This is a genomic window from Pseudoalteromonas sp. ESRF-bin5 (assembly GCF_002632075.1).
GTDB lineage: Bacteria > Pseudomonadota > Gammaproteobacteria > Enterobacterales > Alteromonadaceae > Pseudoalteromonas > Pseudoalteromonas marina.
This window is the reverse complement of sequence record NZ_NTLW01000231.1, coordinates 1-15,839: the sequence shown is the minus strand read 5'-3', so window position 1 is coordinate 15,839 and position 15,839 is coordinate 1. Positions and strand designations below refer to the sequence as shown.

Sequence of the window (15,839 nt, the reverse complement as noted above, 5' to 3'; positions counted from 1 at the left end):
ACCCGTTTAGGTAACCCAACGACCACCGAACTTGAACAAAAGATAGCACAGCTAGAGGGCTGCGAAGCCGCTGCGGCAACGGCTACAGGCATGGGCGCTGTATCGGCATCGGTATTGAGCTTTTTATCACAGGGCGATCACCTTGTTGCATCAAGCGCATTATATGGTTGTACGTTCGCGTTTTTTGCACACATGTTACCGCGTTGGGGAATTGAAGTTACGTTTGTTGATATGACCTGCGAGGACGAGCTACGGGCTGCCATTAAACCTAATTCCAAAATGATATTTGTAGAAACACCAATAAACCCAACAATGGCTGTGATTGATTTAGCACTTATTGGCGCTATTGCTAAACAGCACAGCTTAATTAGCGTGGTAGACAACACTTTTTTAACGCCATTGCTGCAATCACCAAAACAATATGGCATTGATATCATTATGCACAGTGCAACCAAATACATAAATGGCCATGGCGATGTGGTGGCTGGACTTGTGTGTGGATCGCTTGAGCATATTACCTTGATAAAAATGACCGTACTAAAAGACATTGGTGCAACCATAAGCCCACACGACGCATGGCTTATAAATCGCGGATTAAAAACCTTAGCCATACGCATGGAGCGTCACTGTCAGAGTGCACAAACAGTGGCTGAATACCTAGAGGCGCATCATCAAGTTAATATTGTTTATTACCCCGGCCTTAAATCACACCCAGGAAATAAATTTATTGGTAATCAAATGAAAGCTGCAGGTGGCGTGATTGCGTTTGAAATAAAAGGTACTTTACAACAAGGTGCGCAATTTATTGATAGCATGAAGCTTTGTACACTTGCTGTAAGCCTAGGCGATGCCGAAACACTGATTCAGCATCCTGCGTCTATGACCCATTCTCCTTATTCACCAGAAGAGAGAGCCGCCGCGGGTATCAGTGACGGGTTGATCAGGCTCTCTGTTGGGCTTGAAGATGTTAACGACATTATTAGTGATTTAGACCAAGCGTTTACTCAAACCTTTTAGCTGTATTTATTTGTTTACACATAAAGCTTCGTATAGGGCCTTTATATTCGTGACTGTAATTTTAATGTGTCACGCGTGTAATTTTAAATTTACGAATTAGGTGATCGCGCCAAGTACAGATGTTAGCTTGTCTATTAAACTTTTCTTCACTTTTACATAGTATGGGGTCACCCGATATTCAATAGGTTTGAGTATCACACTGACACCGATTTAGGGCTCACAACCCAGAAGGTACTTATGGCTAAAGCAAGTAAATACACATCCAAAACACCAGACGAAAATGGTGTTATACATTGGAGTGATGAAGAAAATAAAATTTGGTCTGAGCTTGTAGCACGCCAACTTGCGTGCATAGAGGGCAAGGCCTGCGATGAGTATATGGAAGGACTTAAAAAAATAAATCTTCCACACGATCGTATACCGCAACTAAGCGAGCTTAACGAGGTACTTCTTGCTACTACTGGCTGGCAAGTAGCGCCTGTGCCTGCACTTATCGATTTTGATGAGTTTTTTAGGCTGTTAGCAAATAAACAGTTTCCGGTTGCCACGTTTATTCGAAGTCGTGAAGAGTTTGATTATCTTCAAGAGCCAGATATTTTTCATGAAATATTTGGCCACTGCGCTATGCTAACAAACCCTGATTTTGCCGAGTTCACACACAAATACGGGCAATTAGGGTATGCAGCGCAGAAAAAAGATCGTGTTTACCTAGCACGCATGTACTGGTTTACCGTTGAGTTTGGTTTAATGCAAACCGAAAACGGCCTGCGTATTTACGGTGGCGGAATTTTATCAAGCCCGGGTGAAACGCAGTATGTGTATTCAGATACACCAGAAATAACGCCTATGAGCGTAATCGATGTACTGCGTACGCCTTATCGCATTGATATTATGCAACCGCAGTACTACACCATTAATTCGATTCATGATCTGTTTGATATATCGCAAATGGATATTATGACTTTGGTTGAGCAAGCTAAAGAGCTTGGTTTGCATGACCCAAAATTTCCACCAAAAGAAAAATTAGCCAGTTAACTTTAATTTAAAAGAAACGCTAAAATAAGGATTTAAAATGTCTTCATTAAGTGAACAAAAATGCGAAGCTTGCCACGTAGATGCACCAAAAGTGTCTGACGAAGAGCTTGCACAGCTTATTACAAAAATACCAGACTGGGTACCAGAAGTACGCGACGGCATTATGCAGCTAGAGCGTGTTTATAAATTTAAAAACTTTAAACAAGCTATCGCGTTTACTAACAAAGTAGGCGACATGGCAGAAGACGAAGGCCACCATCCTGGTTTATTAACCGAGTGGGGCAAAGTAACTGTAACGTGGTGGAGCCATTCAATTAAAGGCTTGCATAAAAACGACTTTATTTGCGCAGCTAAAACAGACGACGTATTTAACGCGCTGTAATTAAAAAATTAATTGAGCAAACCTAAAAGCACTTATTTTTATAAGTGCTTTTTTATTGGTGTTGGTAAACTATCACCCTTTATTAAAATTGTTACGACAAAAGCATATGGATAACAAGACGAATATTTACCATGTAATTATCTTCTTAGGTTGATTATTTTGTGTCCGAGAATAATATAGGCTGTAAATGAAAGGATAGTACATGCCAAAAAAACTGCAGCTGATTAACCCTGATGGACAGGCTAACTTTGGTTTATTCCCACAGGGGATTGAGCATATTAATTACTTAGATTTTGATTTAAGAAACGCAATGGATAAGCCATGCGGTAAACTTGCAAAAAAATTTAAGTTTAACCAGTTTCAGTTTATAAGCATTACTTGCGATGAATTAGTTATTGGACTTGCAATCGTTGATTTAAAAATTGCCAGCAACTGTTTTGTTTATGTTTACAATTTAAAAACAGAGCAGTTAGACGAGCACAGCTTTGTAAATTTATTTTCTAAAAACACATTAATTGAGCCGCTGCCAAATTCTGGCAATAGTTATTTTAAAAAGGGTGATAACAGCGTTTACGTTAATACCACAGATAGACCCGGTGAACGAAAGGTAACAGTTAAAATAAGTACCACGCTGATCCTTGATGCAATAATTAACGAGTCAGATAATTACCTTCCTTTGAGTGTATGTGTTCGAGCTGGTTATACTGGTTTCCATTTCACCCAAAAATCGGCCGCGCTAAATTGCTCTGGCACGCTTCTATTAAAAAATACCCGCTACGATTTTAGCCATATGAACGCATTGGCCTGTGTAGATTGGAGTGCAGGCTATATGCGTCGTGAAACATTTTGGAATTGGGCAAGCCTTGCCTGCAAATTACCTGATGGGCGCTACTTGGGATTAAACCTTTCAGCAGGTGTAATTGAAACAGGATTTACTGAAAATGCTATTTGGCTTGACGGAAAGCTATACAAAATTGATATGGTTGATTTTAAGTTTAATCGTTATGGTAACGAAATTGATTGTGACAAGTGGGAACTCCACTCAAACGACGGCCTGATTAATCTTACTTTTGAACCTGTAAGCCAACGTTTTGATAAAACTAATTTACTCATTGTGGCCACGAATTTCACACAAAAAATCGGTCGTTATTTCGGTCAAATAACGCTTCCTAATGAAGTGATAACACTCAACGGGCAGTGGGGCTTAGCAGAAGATCACTATTCAAAATGGTAGATGTAGCTTTTGGGAATTAACGTATATATACGAACGCTTTAAAAGAATGTAAGGCTCTAAATCTAAAAAGGTTCAGAGCCTTATTTTTTCATCAATAATTTATACTAATGCCATTGTTTTCTATTTAATCATCAATCGAGCGAAGTAGGGCGTTGATGCCTACTTTTTCGCGTGTTTGTTGATCTACTTTTTTGACAATGATTGCAGCGTAAAGGCTGTGTGTGCCATCTTTTGATGGTAATGCACCTGGTACAACTACTGCGCCCGCAGGTACGCGGCCGTAGTGAATTTCGCCGGTTTCACGGTCGTAAATACGAGTGCTTTGGCTGATATAAACGCCCATTGAAATAACAGCGCCTTCTTCTACTACTACACCTTCAACAATTTCAGAACGTGCGCCAATAAAACAATTGTCTTCAATGATGGTTGGGTTAGCTTGTAGTGGCTCTAAAACGCCGCCTATGCCAACGCCGCCAGATAAATGCACGTTCTTACCAATTTGTGCACATGAGCCAACAGTGGCCCATGTATCAACCATGGTGCCCTCGTCAACGTATGCGCCAATGTTTACGTACGAGGGCATAAGTACGACGTTTTTACCTACAAAGCTGCCTTTACGTGCTACTGCGTTAGGCACTACGCGCATGCCGCCTTGTTGAAATTGCTCTGGCGTGTAGTCGCTAAATTTAAGCGGTACTTTGTCGTAAAACTGATTAACGCCGTCGTTCATTGGTTGGTTGTCGCGAATACGAAACGACAGTAACACTGCTTTTTTAAGCCATTGGTGCACAACCCATTCGCCTGATATTTTTTCAGCAACACGCGCGGCACCGCCATCAAGTAGTTCTAGCGCGTCAATAATAGCTTGTTTTACATCGCTAGATACAGTGCTTGGGCTAATGCTGTCGCGGTTATCCCATGCGTTTTCGATCATTGTTTTTAAATCTGACATGTGTGTCCTCTTATTCTGTTTCGGCGTTGAATTTTTTACGTAATGCCTGATGAATTTTTGCTTGTTCTTCATCAGTCAGGGCTTGGTATTCGTTATTTGATACGACAAAGAAATCCTCTGCACGTTCACCTACCGTTGTTATGCGGGCTGCATGAATATGGAGTAAATGTGCTTGGAAAACTTCGGCTATTTTGGTTAGTAGACCGGGTATATCAACCGCTTGTATTTCAATTAAGCTGCGATCTTTTCTAGCATGTGGGCGCAGCACAATTTTGGGTTTGATATTAAAGTCTTTAAAACGTTGTGAGCGACTCTTTTTAAAGCGAATTTTTTTACGCGGGTCATTAAGTGCTTGCTCAAGGCCGCGTTTAATCGATTGCGCGCGGCTACTTGCGATAGGGTCGCCGCTGACTTCAAGAATAACAAAGCTAAACAGTACATAACCGTCTTTGGTGGTCAGTACTTGTGCGTGTTGGATCTGTGCCTTTTTAGTACCAATTATGTTTACTAAACGGGCGAATAGGGCACCCGAGTAAGGACTGTAAACAAACACTTGCGTGCCGCCGTGCATAGGCGCATTCGACACTATTACACTCGGTTGACTTAAATCGGTGCTATTTACTAAATGCTCGGTTTGCCACGATATTTGCTGCTCGCTAAATGCAGTAAAGTAGTTTGCTTTAAAGCGGCTCCAAATTAAGTCAATTTTTTCTTCAAGGTACCCTAAATTAAGCAAGCGTTGTTTTGCTTGGTGCTTTTTATCACGAATTTGGTCGCGTTGGTCCATTGGGTTTTCAAGGCCCAAACGCAATGCACGTTGTGTGTGCAAATAAAGTTCGCGCAATAAAGTGTTTTTCCAATCGTTCCATAGGTTGTCGTTAGTGGCACGAATATCTGCCACAGTTAAACAATAAAGGTAATCGAGTTGGCGCTCTGTTTTTACACGTGTTGCAAAGTCTTTGATTACTGTAGGGTCGTTTATGTCTTTTCTTTGTGCAGTTACCGACATAAGTAAGTGATTACCAACAAGCCATGCGATAAGCTTGCCATCGGATGATGAGAACCCATGTAACTTAGCAAATGCAATAGCATCGACCGACCCTAGCTCTGAGTGATCGCCACCGCGGCCTTTCGCAATATCATGAAAAATACCGGCTAAATATAAAAGCTCGGGTTTATCCATTCGAGTGACTATTTCACTACAAATTGGAAACTCACTCACGCCCGTTTTATCAAAGTATTGGTAAATATTATTGATTAATTTGTGGGTGTGCTCGTCTACCGTGTAGGCATGAAATAAATCAAACTGCATTTGCCCAAAAATATTACGCCATTGCGGTAAATATGCTGCCAGCATGCCGTGCTTATGCATTAATGTGAATGCGCGGCCCATACCGTTAGGGTGTTTTACCAAGCGTAAGAAAGCTTCACGGCAGGCCGCGTAATCTTGCAGGTCACCCAACAAACGACGGCGTACTTGGCGAATAGTGCGTATAGTGCTTGGGTAAATATGGGTAATTTCTGGATTTTCAGCAATGTGCTCAAACAGAACAAAAAGTTGATCGCGCCTAAAAAATACAGATGGGTCTTTAACACGAATTTGATGGCCAACACGCTCAAAATTTCTGTCGAGTACCTCAACAACGGCTTCGCTGCTTAGTGGCGAAATGCTTTGCTCAAAATACGAAAGCAGCATCTGATTGAGTTCGCGTACACGGCTCATTATACGAAATAAGCGCTTCATCATACGTTCAACCGACGCTTTACCATCGCTACCAAAGCCAAGTATTTCTGCAGCAAGGGGTTGGTGATCAAATAGTAAACGGTTTTCTGATCGTCCAGCGGCTAAGTGCAGGGCAAAGCGAATGTTCCATAGGTTTTCTAAACACTCTGAAAGCTCTTGAAACTCTTCATGGGTTAAGTAGCCATGGTTTATGAGCTCTTGGAGGGTTTCGGCTCTAAAATGCTTTTTGGCTACCCAAATAATAGTTTGTAAATCGCGAAGACCACCTGGGTTTTCTTTTATGTTTGGCTCTAAGTTGTACGCTGTTCCGTGACATTTACGGTGACGCAGATTTTGCTCTTGTACTTTGGCTTCAAAAAAGTCGTTAGAGCCCCATACTGGCGTTTCGAGTATAAAGTTTTTAAGCTTTTCAAACTCAATATGGTTACCAAAAATTAGTCGGCTTTCGAGCAAGCTGGTGGCAAAGGTGACGTCTTCGCGTTTTTGCTCTATTGCTTGATCAATTGTACGAACGCTGTGGCCAATCTCTAAGTTAAGATCCCACAGCATAGTGACAAATTGACCTATTTTTTCACATACCGCTTCACTTGGTTGCTCTGTTACAAGCAGTAAGAAGTCGATATCTGAATAAGGGTGAAGCTCACCACGTCCGTAACCGCCTACGGCAATCAGCGCTAAATCAGGCTCATGAGATAGATCATAAACATGAAATAATTTGATCAACAGGCGGTCGATAAACTCAGCCCGGGCATTAATTAAATTACCAACTGGTTGTTTTGAAAATTCGTTATGCAACCATTTGTAAAAATAGCTGGAACAATCGCGATAGTCACTTAGTTGCTCAGCATCGCTAAGCAACTTTTTTACTTTGTTGGGTAATGCCACGTGGGCTGGCTCCTCATTGAACCTTCCACATTGATAAACGTACTATCAACTGCGTAGGTTTATTAGTGTTCGATAATCCTGTCGATAGTATCATCTGATCGTAGCGTTAAAATTTCAACACCATTTTCAGTCACTAATAACGTGTGTTCCCACTGTGCAGACAAACTGCGGTCGCGTGTTACAACCGTCCACTCATCTTTAAGCAGTTTACATTGGCGCTTGCCCGCATTAACCATTGGCTCAATAGTTAAACACATACCCGCTTTTAATGTTTCACCGGTACCGGCTTTACCGTAATGCATAACCTGTGGTTCTTCGTGAAATTCGCTACCAATACCATGGCCGCAATATTCACGTACTATTGAGTAGTTGAAGCTCTCGGCGTATTTTTGAATTGCTTCGCCAATATCACCTAAACGTACACCCGGCTTTACCATTTTAATGGCAAGATATAAGCTTTCTTGTGTTACTTCAGCCAAACGCTTACCTTGAATGTTTGGTTTACCTACGTGAAACATTTTAGATGTATCGCCGTGGTAGCCATCTTTGATAACAGTGATGTCGATATTTACGCTGTCACCTTCTTTTAACGGTTTGTCGTTAGGAATACCATGACAAATTACATGGTTAACAGAGGTGCAAATTGATTTTGGAAAACCATGATAGTTTAAAGGAGCAGGGACTGCTTTTTGCTCGTTAACAATATAATCATGACAAATAGTATTTAGCTCATCAGTGGTGATCCCCGGCACGACATGTGGGCCGATCATTTCAAGTACGTCTGCTGCTAAACGCCCAGCTACACGCATTTTCTCTATTTCTTCAGGGGTCTTGATAATAGCGCTCATTGAGGCTCCAAAGTTGCGTTTCTAACATTTTATCGCTGCATAATTTTTGCACGCGATGTTGAGTATTTAATTTTAATATGGTATAAAGCGCGCCGTCTTTTTACAAATAAATTCTTAAATGATTTTTTGTATTTAAGGCAAACACAATTTGATTTTAACACACACACGTATCGTCACATACACTTGGGTGCATTAGAAGTTTAAATACTTCGGTGTTGGTGCTATGGGATATGTGGAGGCCTAACCCTAAACAACTATAGAGGATCTATAAAATGGCAAACGTTTCAATGCGCGACATGCTTCAAGCTGGTGTTCACTTTGGTCACCAAGCACGTTACTGGAACCCTAAGATGAAGCCTTTCATCTTCGGCACTCGTAACCGTGTACATATCATCAACCTTGAGCAAACTGTACCAATGTTCAACAACGCACTTAAGTTTTTAAGTGGCGCTGCTGCAAACAAAGGTAAAGTTCTTTTCGTTGGTACTAAGCGCGCAGCAAGCGACGCAGTTAAAGAAGCTGCTATCGCAAGCGATCAGTTTTACGTTAACCACCGCTGGTTAGGTGGCATGTTGACTAACTGGAAAACAGTACGTCAATCAATCAAGCGTCTTAAAGACCTTGAAATCCAAAGCCAAGACGGTACTTTCGAGAAATTAACTAAGAAAGAAACGTTAATGCTTAACCGCGAAATGGAAAAGCTTGAAAAGAGCCTTGGTGGTATCAAAAACATGGGCGGTCTTCCAGACGCGATCTTTGTTATCGATGCTGACCACGAGCACATTGCTATCCGTGAAGCTAACAACCTAGGTATTCCAGTTGTTGCAATCGTAGATACTAACTCTAATCCAGACGGCGTTGATTTCATCGTTCCTGGTAACGATGATGCTATCCGTGCTGTAACCCTTTACACTAGCGCTGTTGCAGCTGCTATCACTGAAGGTCGCGAGAATAACATCGTTGCTCAAGCTGAGAATGACGATTTCGTTGAAGCTGAGTAATTAGCTGTCATCAAGTCTTCATCTTAATAGGATGAAGACTTGCTATTCTTGTAGAGCGGGTAACCCGCTTATCTAAACCAGATTTCAGATTTGAGGATTTACTAATGGCTGTAACTACTGCCCTAGTTAAAGAATTACGCGAGCGTACAGGCGCTGGCATGATGGATTGTAAAAAAGCGTTAACTGAGACTGATGGTGACATCGAGTTAGCGATTGAAAACATGCGTAAGAGCGGTGCTGCAAAGGCTGCTAAAAAAGCAGGTAACATTGCTGCTGAAGGTACTATCATCATCAAGCAAAATGCGGGTGTTGCGGTACTTGTTGAAGTTAACTGTCAAACAGACTTCGTTGCAAAAGATGTAAGCTTCTTAGCATTTGCTAACAAAGTTGCTGACGCTGCAATCGCTGAAACAATTTCTATCGAAGACTTACAAGCTAAGTTTGAAGAAGACCGTGTTGAGCTAGTAACTAAAATTGGTGAAAACATCAACGTACGTCGTCTACAGTACATCGCTGGTGAAAACCTAGTTGAGTACCGTCACGGTGAGCGTATTGGTGTTGTTGTTGCTGGTGTTGCTGATGAAGAAACACTTAAGCACGTTGCAATGCACGTTGCTGCTTCAAGCCCTGAGTACTTAACACCTGCTGATGTTCCTGCAGATGTTGTAGAAAAAGAGAAGCAAGTTCAAATCGATATCGCGATGAACGAAGGCAAGCCTGCTGAAATCGCTGAAAAAATGGTTGTTGGTCGCATGAAGAAGTTTACTGGTGAGGTTTCTCTTACTGGTCAAGCATTCATCATGGAACCTAAAAAATCTGTTGGCGATGTTCTTAAAGAGAAAAACGCAACAGTGACTGGCTTCGTACGTGTTGAAGTTGGTGAAGGTATCGAGAAAAAAGAAGAAGATTTTGCTGCTGAAGTTGCTGCTCAAATTGCTGCTGCTAAAGGTGAGTAAGATTGACTAACTGTGAAGGACAAGGAAATTAGATGCAATTAAAGTACTATTTGCTTTTGCTTCACGCTTAGAAATTCTTTAAAATAACCGCGCTTTTATGTTTAACATAAGCGCGGTTATTTTTTATCCATAATTCAATAAAAGTTGGCCCCAAAACTATGACTATCAATCGCAAACCTATTTTTAGACGTGTTCTTCTCAAATTAAGTGGTGAAGCTTTAATGGGAGACGAAGGCTTCGGCATCGACCCTAAAGTTTTAGACCGTATGGCACAAGAAATTAAAGAGTTAGTAGAGCTCGACGTAGAAGTGGGTTTAGTTATTGGCGGCGGTAATTTTTTACGCGGTGGGTCATTAGCTGAAGCGGGTATGAACCGTGTAGTAGGCGATCACATGGGTATGCTTGCAACGGTAATGAATGGCCTTGCAATGCGTGATGCGCTGCATCGTGCTTTTGTAAACTGTCGATTAATGTCTGCTATTCCACTTAATGGTGTATGTGATGCATACAACTGGGCTGAAGCAATAAGCTTATTAAAAACTGGCCGCGTTGTTATTTTTGCAGCGGGTACGGGTAACCCGTTTTTCACTACAGATTCTGCTGCGTGTCTACGTGGTATTGAGATTGAAGCTGATACAGTCATTAAAGCAACAAAGGTTGATGGCGTATTCAGTGACGATCCTGTGAAAAACCCAGAAGCGACACTTTACCGTCACTTAAGCTACAATGAAATTATTGATAAAGAATTAAAAGTTATGGATTTAGCGGCATTTACTTTAGCCCGCGATCACAATATGCCATTAAGCGTATTTAACATGAATAAATCAGGCGCGTTAAAACGCGTAATTATGGGTGAAGAAGAAGGAACACTTATCTCTTCACAAGCCTCAGATGAAGTAATCAAATAATTAGGATTAAACCGTGATTAACGATATTCAAAAAGATGCGCAAGCGCGCATGCAAAAGAGTGTAACAGCACTAGGTAGCCAACTTTCTAAAATTCGTACTGGCCGTGCTCACCCTGCAATTTTAGATGGCATTATGGTGTCTTACTACGGTGCTCCTACACCGTTAAATCAAGTTGCAAATGTAACAATTGAAGATTCACGTACGCTTGCCATTGGTGTTTTTGACAAGTCATTAGCACAAGCAGTTGAAAAAGCGATTATGGCGTCTGACTTAGGTTTAAACCCTATGTCGGCAGGTACAGTTATTCGTGTGCCACTTCCTCCACTTACAGAAGAGCGCCGTAAAGATTTAATTAAAATTGTACGTGGCGAAGTTGAAGGCGGCCGTGTTGCTGTTCGTAATATTCGCCGTGATGCTAATGGTGATATTAAAGCACTATTAAAAGATAAAGATATCTCTGAGGACGAAGCGCGCCAAGGCGAAGATGCAATCCAAAAGTTAACAGATAAATTTATCAAAGAAATGGACACTCAATTAACAGCGAAAGAAGCTGAATTGATGGAAATCTAAACAGCTAAATAAGCTGAGCTAGTGTATACAAATATATTAGTTTTGAAACGCCGTCTGGGTTATACTAGGCGGCGTTTTTTTATGGAATACTCGATATTTATGGCTTTAAACGCTGATACAATTTCACAACAATGTTTACCTAAGCATGTTGCTATCATCATGGACGGGAACGGACGTTGGGCGCAAGCTAGAAATAGGCCTCGTGTGTATGGGCACAAAAAAGGCGTGGACGCTGTTCGTCAATCTGTTCAGTTTTGTACTAAATTAGGCGTACAATCGTTAACCTTATTTGCATTTAGCAGTGAAAACTGGCGCCGCCCTGAAGACGAAGTAAATACGTTAATGGAGCTTTTTTTGTTTGTATTAACAAAAGAGGTTAAAAAGCTTCACAAAAACAATGTAAAACTAACCATCATTGGAGACCTATCTCGGTTTTCTGAAGGGTTGCAAAACAAAGTATATAGTGCGCAGCAACTGACAGAAAATAACACAGGGTTGTGTTTAAACGTGGCTGCTAATTATGGTGGCCGTTGGGATATGGCAAACGCGGCTAAACAACTCGCAATGCAAGTTGCAAGCGGTGGCATAGACGCACAAGATATTACTGAAGAGCGTATTGCGCAGCATATGAGCATGGCCGATCAACCTGAACCCGATTTACTTATTAGAACGGGGGGCGATGTTCGCATTAGTAACTTTTTACTATGGCAAGCAGCTTACGCAGAACTTTACTTTACCGAAACACTTTGGCCTGATTTTAATGAAGCAGCATTTGCTGAGGCCATTGCATGTTACGTTGCCAGAGAGCGACGATTTGGTTGTACGGGCGAACAAATAAAACAATTACTCGCTCAAACCTAAATAGATTAAGGGTCACAATTTTGTTAAAACAACGCATTTTAACCTCGCTAGTGTTAGCACCCGCAGCGCTCGCCTTGGTTTTTTATACACCATTGACGTTATTTAGTTACTTTGCCGCCGCCATCGTTTTAATGGGCGCTTGGGAGTGGTCAGCTTTTATGGGGCTATGTGACAAAATAAAAAGAGGCGCCTTTGTTGTGCTTGTTGCAGCTTTACTCGCTGTGCTCAATTTACACTGGCCGATAGAGTCGCTTTGGCAAAATGGTCAGCTAGTGGGCGATGCTAATTATTTATTTACTTTGGCGTTTGCATGGTGGATTGTTGCTAGTTACTTAGTATGGCGTTATCCAGCCATGGCAAAAGCGTGGAATGAAGGGCTAGTAATGCGTGGCATTGCAGGGCTTCTGACTTTAGTGCCGTTATGGCTTGCGCTCAATACGCTTCGTAGTGCGCAATACCTTGAATCTACTCACTTTGGCTCTATGCTGATTTTGGTTGTGTTAGGTATTGTGTGGAGCGCTGATATTGGTGCGTATTTTACAGGTAAAAGTTTTGGTAAACACAAGCTTATGCCTAAAGTAAGTCCAAATAAAACAATTGAAGGCCTTGCCGGTGGTATTGTTGCATCAGTATTATTTGTTATGGCGTTTTGTCATTTTACCGACGTGGATTTAGCCGTATGGCCGATTTACGCCATTATGACGGCATTTATAGCGCTATTTTCAGCAATTGGCGATTTACTTGAAAGTATGTTTAAACGTGAAGCAGGCCTTAAAGACAGTGGTAAATGCTTACCTGGGCATGGCGGTATTTTAGATCGCATTGACAGCTTAACAGCAGCCGCGCCTATGTTTGTAATGTGTTATGCGTGGACTTTAAGTTTATGAGTCATAAGCAGCAGCTAGTTATTTTAGGTGCTACGGGGTCAATTGGTTTAAGTACACTTGATGTTGTAGCAAAAAACAGTGATTTGTTTGATGTATTTGCTTTAACAGCGGGTCAAAATGCAAAAAAAATGGCTGAGCTTTGCATTAAGCATTCACCCCTTTATGCTGTCATGGCAACACAAAGTGCAGCAGAAGAACTGTCATTGCATTTAAAGGGTGCAGCGTGCCAAACTCTGATTATGCATTCACAACAGGCAATGAGTGATTTATGTGCGCACCCTGATGTAGATATAGTTATGTCTGCCATTGTTGGAGCCGCAGGCTTGTTACCTACACTCAGTGCGGTTGAAGCAGGTAAAAAAGTGTTGCTTGCGAATAAAGAATCGCTGGTTATGTCGGGCCAATTGTTCATTGATAAAGTTAAAAAGCACAAAGCAACTTTACTGCCAATCGACAGCGAACATAACGCTATTTTTCAGTGTCTACCTCACTCACTACAAAATGCTCAAAGCGATAAAAACCTGCAAGATAATGGTGTCAGTAAAATCTTACTTACCGGTTCAGGCGGTCCATTTTTAACGCGTGATATAAGTACCTTAAAAGATGTGACCGTCAGTGAAGCGGTAGCTCATCCTAATTGGTCTATGGGTCAAAAAATCTCAGTAGACTCCGCAACTATGATGAACAAAGGCCTTGAGTTTATTGAAGCCAAGTGGCTATTTAACTGTAATAGCGATGATATTGACGTTGTTATTCACCCTCAAAGCATTATTCACTCGATGGTTCAGTATCATGATGGCTCAATTTTAGCGCAAATGGGTAACCCTGATATGCGTACGCCTATTGCCCATGCATTAGCGTTCCCAAAACGAATTGACGCAGGTGTTAAATCGCTTAATTTTTCTGATATTTGTGATTTTTCGTTCACCAAACCTGACTTTACCCGTTACCCTAATTTGCAACTTGCTATTGATGCATGTTCGGCGGGGCAGGGAGCAACAACGACCGTTAATGCTGCAAATGAGATAGCTGTTGCTGCATTTTTAAAAGGTAAAATTGGTTTTACAGATATTTATAAAATTAATGCACAAACCTTAGAGTCGGCTCAATACACCAACGTACAGAGTTTAGATGAAATATTACAATGCGATGAGCTTGCACGTGTCAACGCAACTCAGTTTATAAATAAAGTGGCTCATTAGTATGTTTGATTTTATTTGGAATCTTGGCTCATTTATTTTGGCATTAGGCATTTTAGTTACTGTGCATGAGTATGGCCATTTTTGGGTAGCACGAAAGGCGGGTGTTAAGGTGCTACGCTTTTCTATTGGTTTTGGTAAGCCCTTAATTAAATGTCACGATAAATACAATACAGAATATGTCATAGCAGCTATTCCACTAGGTGGATATGTCAAAATGCTTGATGAGCGTGTGGACGATGTTCCAGCAAATCAGCGACATTTATCGTTTAACTCAAAGTCAGTACAAGCACGTATTGCCATTGTAGCAGCTGGGCCTATGGCAAATTTTTTGTTTGCTATTTTTGCGTTAGCGGTGATGTACATGGTGGGTGTGCAATCGGTAAAACCAGTCGTAGGCAGCATTACTGAAGGAAGCCGAGCAGAGCAAGCCGGGCTTATGCCAAGCCAACACATTATTAAAATTGGTGATGATAATATAACCACGTGGCAAGACGCGACGTTTGCTTTTATGTCGCGATTAGGTGAAGAGCGTGTAGAGATTACAGTTCGCGATGAAAACTTACAAACACGAGTCAAAACGCTCAATATTGATGGTTGGAAGCTCGACCAACAAGATGTTCCTCCACTTACCTCTTTGGGTATTGTCCCCTTTAGGCCACAAGCAACATTAACGGTTGCTGCGGTGACTAAAAATTCAGCAGCGGAACAAGCAAATTTGCAAGTTAACGATACTATTTTGGCTGTAAACGGTGAAACTATAAGCAATTGGCCGCAATTAGTTAATGTAATTACGCAATCGGCTAACAAATCTTTACAATTTAGTGTAAAAAGACAAGATAGTATAAAAAGCATAACAGTGACCCCACAAGGGCGTGTTGGCAACAATGGTATAGAACAAGGTTTTTTAGGTGTAGCACCTGTTGTTCAGCAATGGCCAGAGGGGTATGTACAATCCCGAAGTTTTGGACCACTTGATAGTATTGTTCGCGGTACAAAAGAAACCTGGCGGTTGATTACGCTGAGTTTTGACATGATTGGTAATTTAATTACGGGTCAGGTTTCGGTTAAAAACTTAAGTGGTCCTGTTGGTATTGCAGTGGGAGCTGGGACTAGCGTAAGCTATGGTTTAGTTGCTTTTTTAAGCTTTTTAGCCCTGATAAGCGTTAACTTGGGCGTATTTAATTTATTACCTCTGCCAGTGCTTGATGGTGGACACTTAATGTATTACATAATTGAACTTTTTCGTAAAAAGCCGGTCTCTGAAAAGACACAAGAATTTGGTTTTAAAGTGGGAGCGTTGCTACTCATTTTTCTAACATGTTTCGCTTTGTTCAATGATGTATCGCGTTTGTAATT

The 15,839-nt window shown here is 41.3% G+C and carries 15 protein-coding genes; 12 read left to right on the top strand and 3 right to left on the bottom strand.

Annotated elements, in window-relative coordinates; all coding sequences use genetic code 11:
* The 4 genes from BCG07_RS14255 to BCG07_RS14240 all read left to right on the top strand — a co-directional run.
* On the top strand, positions 1-1,017 hold a 1,017-nt coding region (locus BCG07_RS14255), incomplete at its 5' end, for a trans-sulfuration enzyme family protein (RefSeq protein ID WP_286890681.1).
* Positions 1,018-1,254: 237 nt separating this feature from the next.
* Complete coding sequence (gene phhA, locus BCG07_RS14250) at positions 1,255-2,052, top strand: phenylalanine 4-monooxygenase (protein WP_008126648.1); 798 nt, start codon at positions 1,255-1,257, stop codon at positions 2,050-2,052.
* 37 nt (positions 2,053-2,089) lie between these two features.
* Positions 2,090-2,434, top strand: coding sequence for a 4a-hydroxytetrahydrobiopterin dehydratase (locus BCG07_RS14245; protein ID WP_006793641.1), 345 nt, complete (start codon positions 2,090-2,092; stop codon positions 2,432-2,434).
* Between the two features lie 202 nt (positions 2,435-2,636).
* The gene (locus BCG07_RS14240) at positions 2,637-3,668 is read left to right on the top strand and encodes a DUF2804 domain-containing protein (protein ID WP_286890676.1); all 1,032 of its coding nucleotides are present in this window, start codon (positions 2,637-2,639) and stop codon (positions 3,666-3,668) included.
* Between the two features lie 124 nt (positions 3,669-3,792).
* Here BCG07_RS14240 and dapD read toward each other — a convergent pair whose 3' ends face one another.
* The 3 genes from dapD to map form a co-directional block, all read right to left on the bottom strand.
* A complete protein-coding gene (dapD, locus tag BCG07_RS14235) occupies positions 3,793-4,620 on the bottom strand; it encodes a 2,3,4,5-tetrahydropyridine-2,6-dicarboxylate N-succinyltransferase (RefSeq protein ID WP_286890674.1) in 828 nt (275 codons plus the stop codon).
* Between the two features lie 10 nt (positions 4,621-4,630).
* Complete coding sequence (gene glnD / locus BCG07_RS14230) at positions 4,631-7,249, bottom strand: [protein-PII] uridylyltransferase (protein ID WP_010557179.1); 2,619 nt, start codon at positions 7,247-7,249, stop codon at positions 4,631-4,633.
* Positions 7,250-7,311: 62 nt separating this feature from the next.
* Positions 7,312-8,097 (bottom strand): type I methionyl aminopeptidase, encoded by a 786-nt coding sequence (gene map, locus BCG07_RS14225; protein ID WP_006793637.1) that lies wholly within the window; start codon positions 8,095-8,097, stop codon positions 7,312-7,314.
* 272 nt (positions 8,098-8,369) lie between these two features.
* On the opposite strand from map, the gene rpsB reads away from it, so the two are divergent.
* The 8 genes from rpsB (at position 8,370) to rseP (ending at position 15,837) form a co-directional block, all read left to right on the top strand.
* Complete coding sequence (gene rpsB / locus BCG07_RS14220) at positions 8,370-9,098, top strand: 30S ribosomal protein S2 (protein WP_006793636.1); 729 nt, start codon at positions 8,370-8,372, stop codon at positions 9,096-9,098.
* Between the two features lie 104 nt (positions 9,099-9,202).
* The gene (gene tsf / locus BCG07_RS14215) at positions 9,203-10,054 is read left to right on the top strand and encodes a translation elongation factor Ts (RefSeq protein WP_006793635.1); all 852 of its coding nucleotides are present in this window, start codon (positions 9,203-9,205) and stop codon (positions 10,052-10,054) included.
* Between the two features lie 158 nt (positions 10,055-10,212).
* Entirely contained in the window at positions 10,213-10,962 is a 750-nt protein-coding gene (gene pyrH, locus BCG07_RS14210) for a UMP kinase (protein WP_006793634.1), read from the top strand.
* 49 nt (positions 10,963-11,011) lie between these two features.
* Positions 11,012-11,533: a ribosome recycling factor gene (gene frr, locus BCG07_RS14205; protein ID WP_282447153.1), complete on the top strand. Its 522-nt coding sequence runs from the start codon at positions 11,012-11,014 to the stop codon at positions 11,531-11,533.
* A gap of 81 nt (positions 11,534-11,614) precedes the next feature.
* Positions 11,615-12,394, top strand: coding sequence for an undecaprenyl pyrophosphate synthase (uppS, locus tag BCG07_RS14200; RefSeq protein WP_243531186.1), 780 nt, complete (start codon positions 11,615-11,617; stop codon positions 12,392-12,394).
* 20 nt (positions 12,395-12,414) lie between these two features.
* On the top strand, positions 12,415-13,281 hold the full coding sequence (locus BCG07_RS14195; protein WP_006793631.1) for a phosphatidate cytidylyltransferase: 867 nt from the start codon (positions 12,415-12,417) through the stop codon (positions 13,279-13,281).
* Positions 13,278-14,483, top strand: a complete 1,206-nt coding sequence (gene ispC / locus BCG07_RS14190) for a 1-deoxy-D-xylulose-5-phosphate reductoisomerase (RefSeq protein ID WP_243531184.1) — start codon at positions 13,278-13,280, stop codon at positions 14,481-14,483. Before BCG07_RS14195 ends, ispC begins: the two co-directional genes overlap by 4 nt.
* 1 nt (position 14,484) lies before the next feature.
* The gene (gene rseP / locus BCG07_RS14185) at positions 14,485-15,837 is read left to right on the top strand and encodes a sigma E protease regulator RseP (RefSeq protein WP_243531182.1); all 1,353 of its coding nucleotides are present in this window, start codon (positions 14,485-14,487) and stop codon (positions 15,835-15,837) included.
* Positions 15,838-15,839 lie beyond the last annotated feature (2 nt).

Coding starts and splice junctions, on each gene's coding strand:
- frr (WP_282447153.1), top strand. CDS start 11,012: ATGCAAAAGAGTGTAACAGCACTAGGTAGCCAACTTTCTAAAATTCGT.
- ispC (WP_243531184.1), top strand. CDS start 13,278: ATGAGTCATAAGCAGCAGCTAGTTATTTTAGGTGCTACGGGGTCAATT.
- BCG07_RS14240 (WP_286890676.1), top strand. CDS start 2,637: ATGCCAAAAAAACTGCAGCTGATTAACCCTGATGGACAGGCTAACTTT.
- uppS (WP_243531186.1), top strand. CDS start 11,615: ATGGAATACTCGATATTTATGGCTTTAAACGCTGATACAATTTCACAA.
- phhA (WP_008126648.1), top strand. CDS start 1,255: ATGGCTAAAGCAAGTAAATACACATCCAAAACACCAGACGAAAATGGT.
- tsf (WP_006793635.1), top strand. CDS start 9,203: ATGGCTGTAACTACTGCCCTAGTTAAAGAATTACGCGAGCGTACAGGC.
- pyrH (WP_006793634.1), top strand. CDS start 10,213: ATGACTATCAATCGCAAACCTATTTTTAGACGTGTTCTTCTCAAATTA.
- map (WP_006793637.1), bottom strand. CDS start 8,097: ATGAGCGCTATTATCAAGACCCCTGAAGAAATAGAGAAAATGCGTGTA.
- rpsB (WP_006793636.1), top strand. CDS start 8,370: ATGGCAAACGTTTCAATGCGCGACATGCTTCAAGCTGGTGTTCACTTT.
- dapD (WP_286890674.1), bottom strand. CDS start 4,620: ATGTCAGATTTAAAAACAATGATCGAAAACGCATGGGATAACCGCGAC.
- BCG07_RS14245 (WP_006793641.1), top strand. CDS start 2,090: ATGTCTTCATTAAGTGAACAAAAATGCGAAGCTTGCCACGTAGATGCA.
- rseP (WP_243531182.1), top strand. CDS start 14,485: ATGTTTGATTTTATTTGGAATCTTGGCTCATTTATTTTGGCATTAGGC.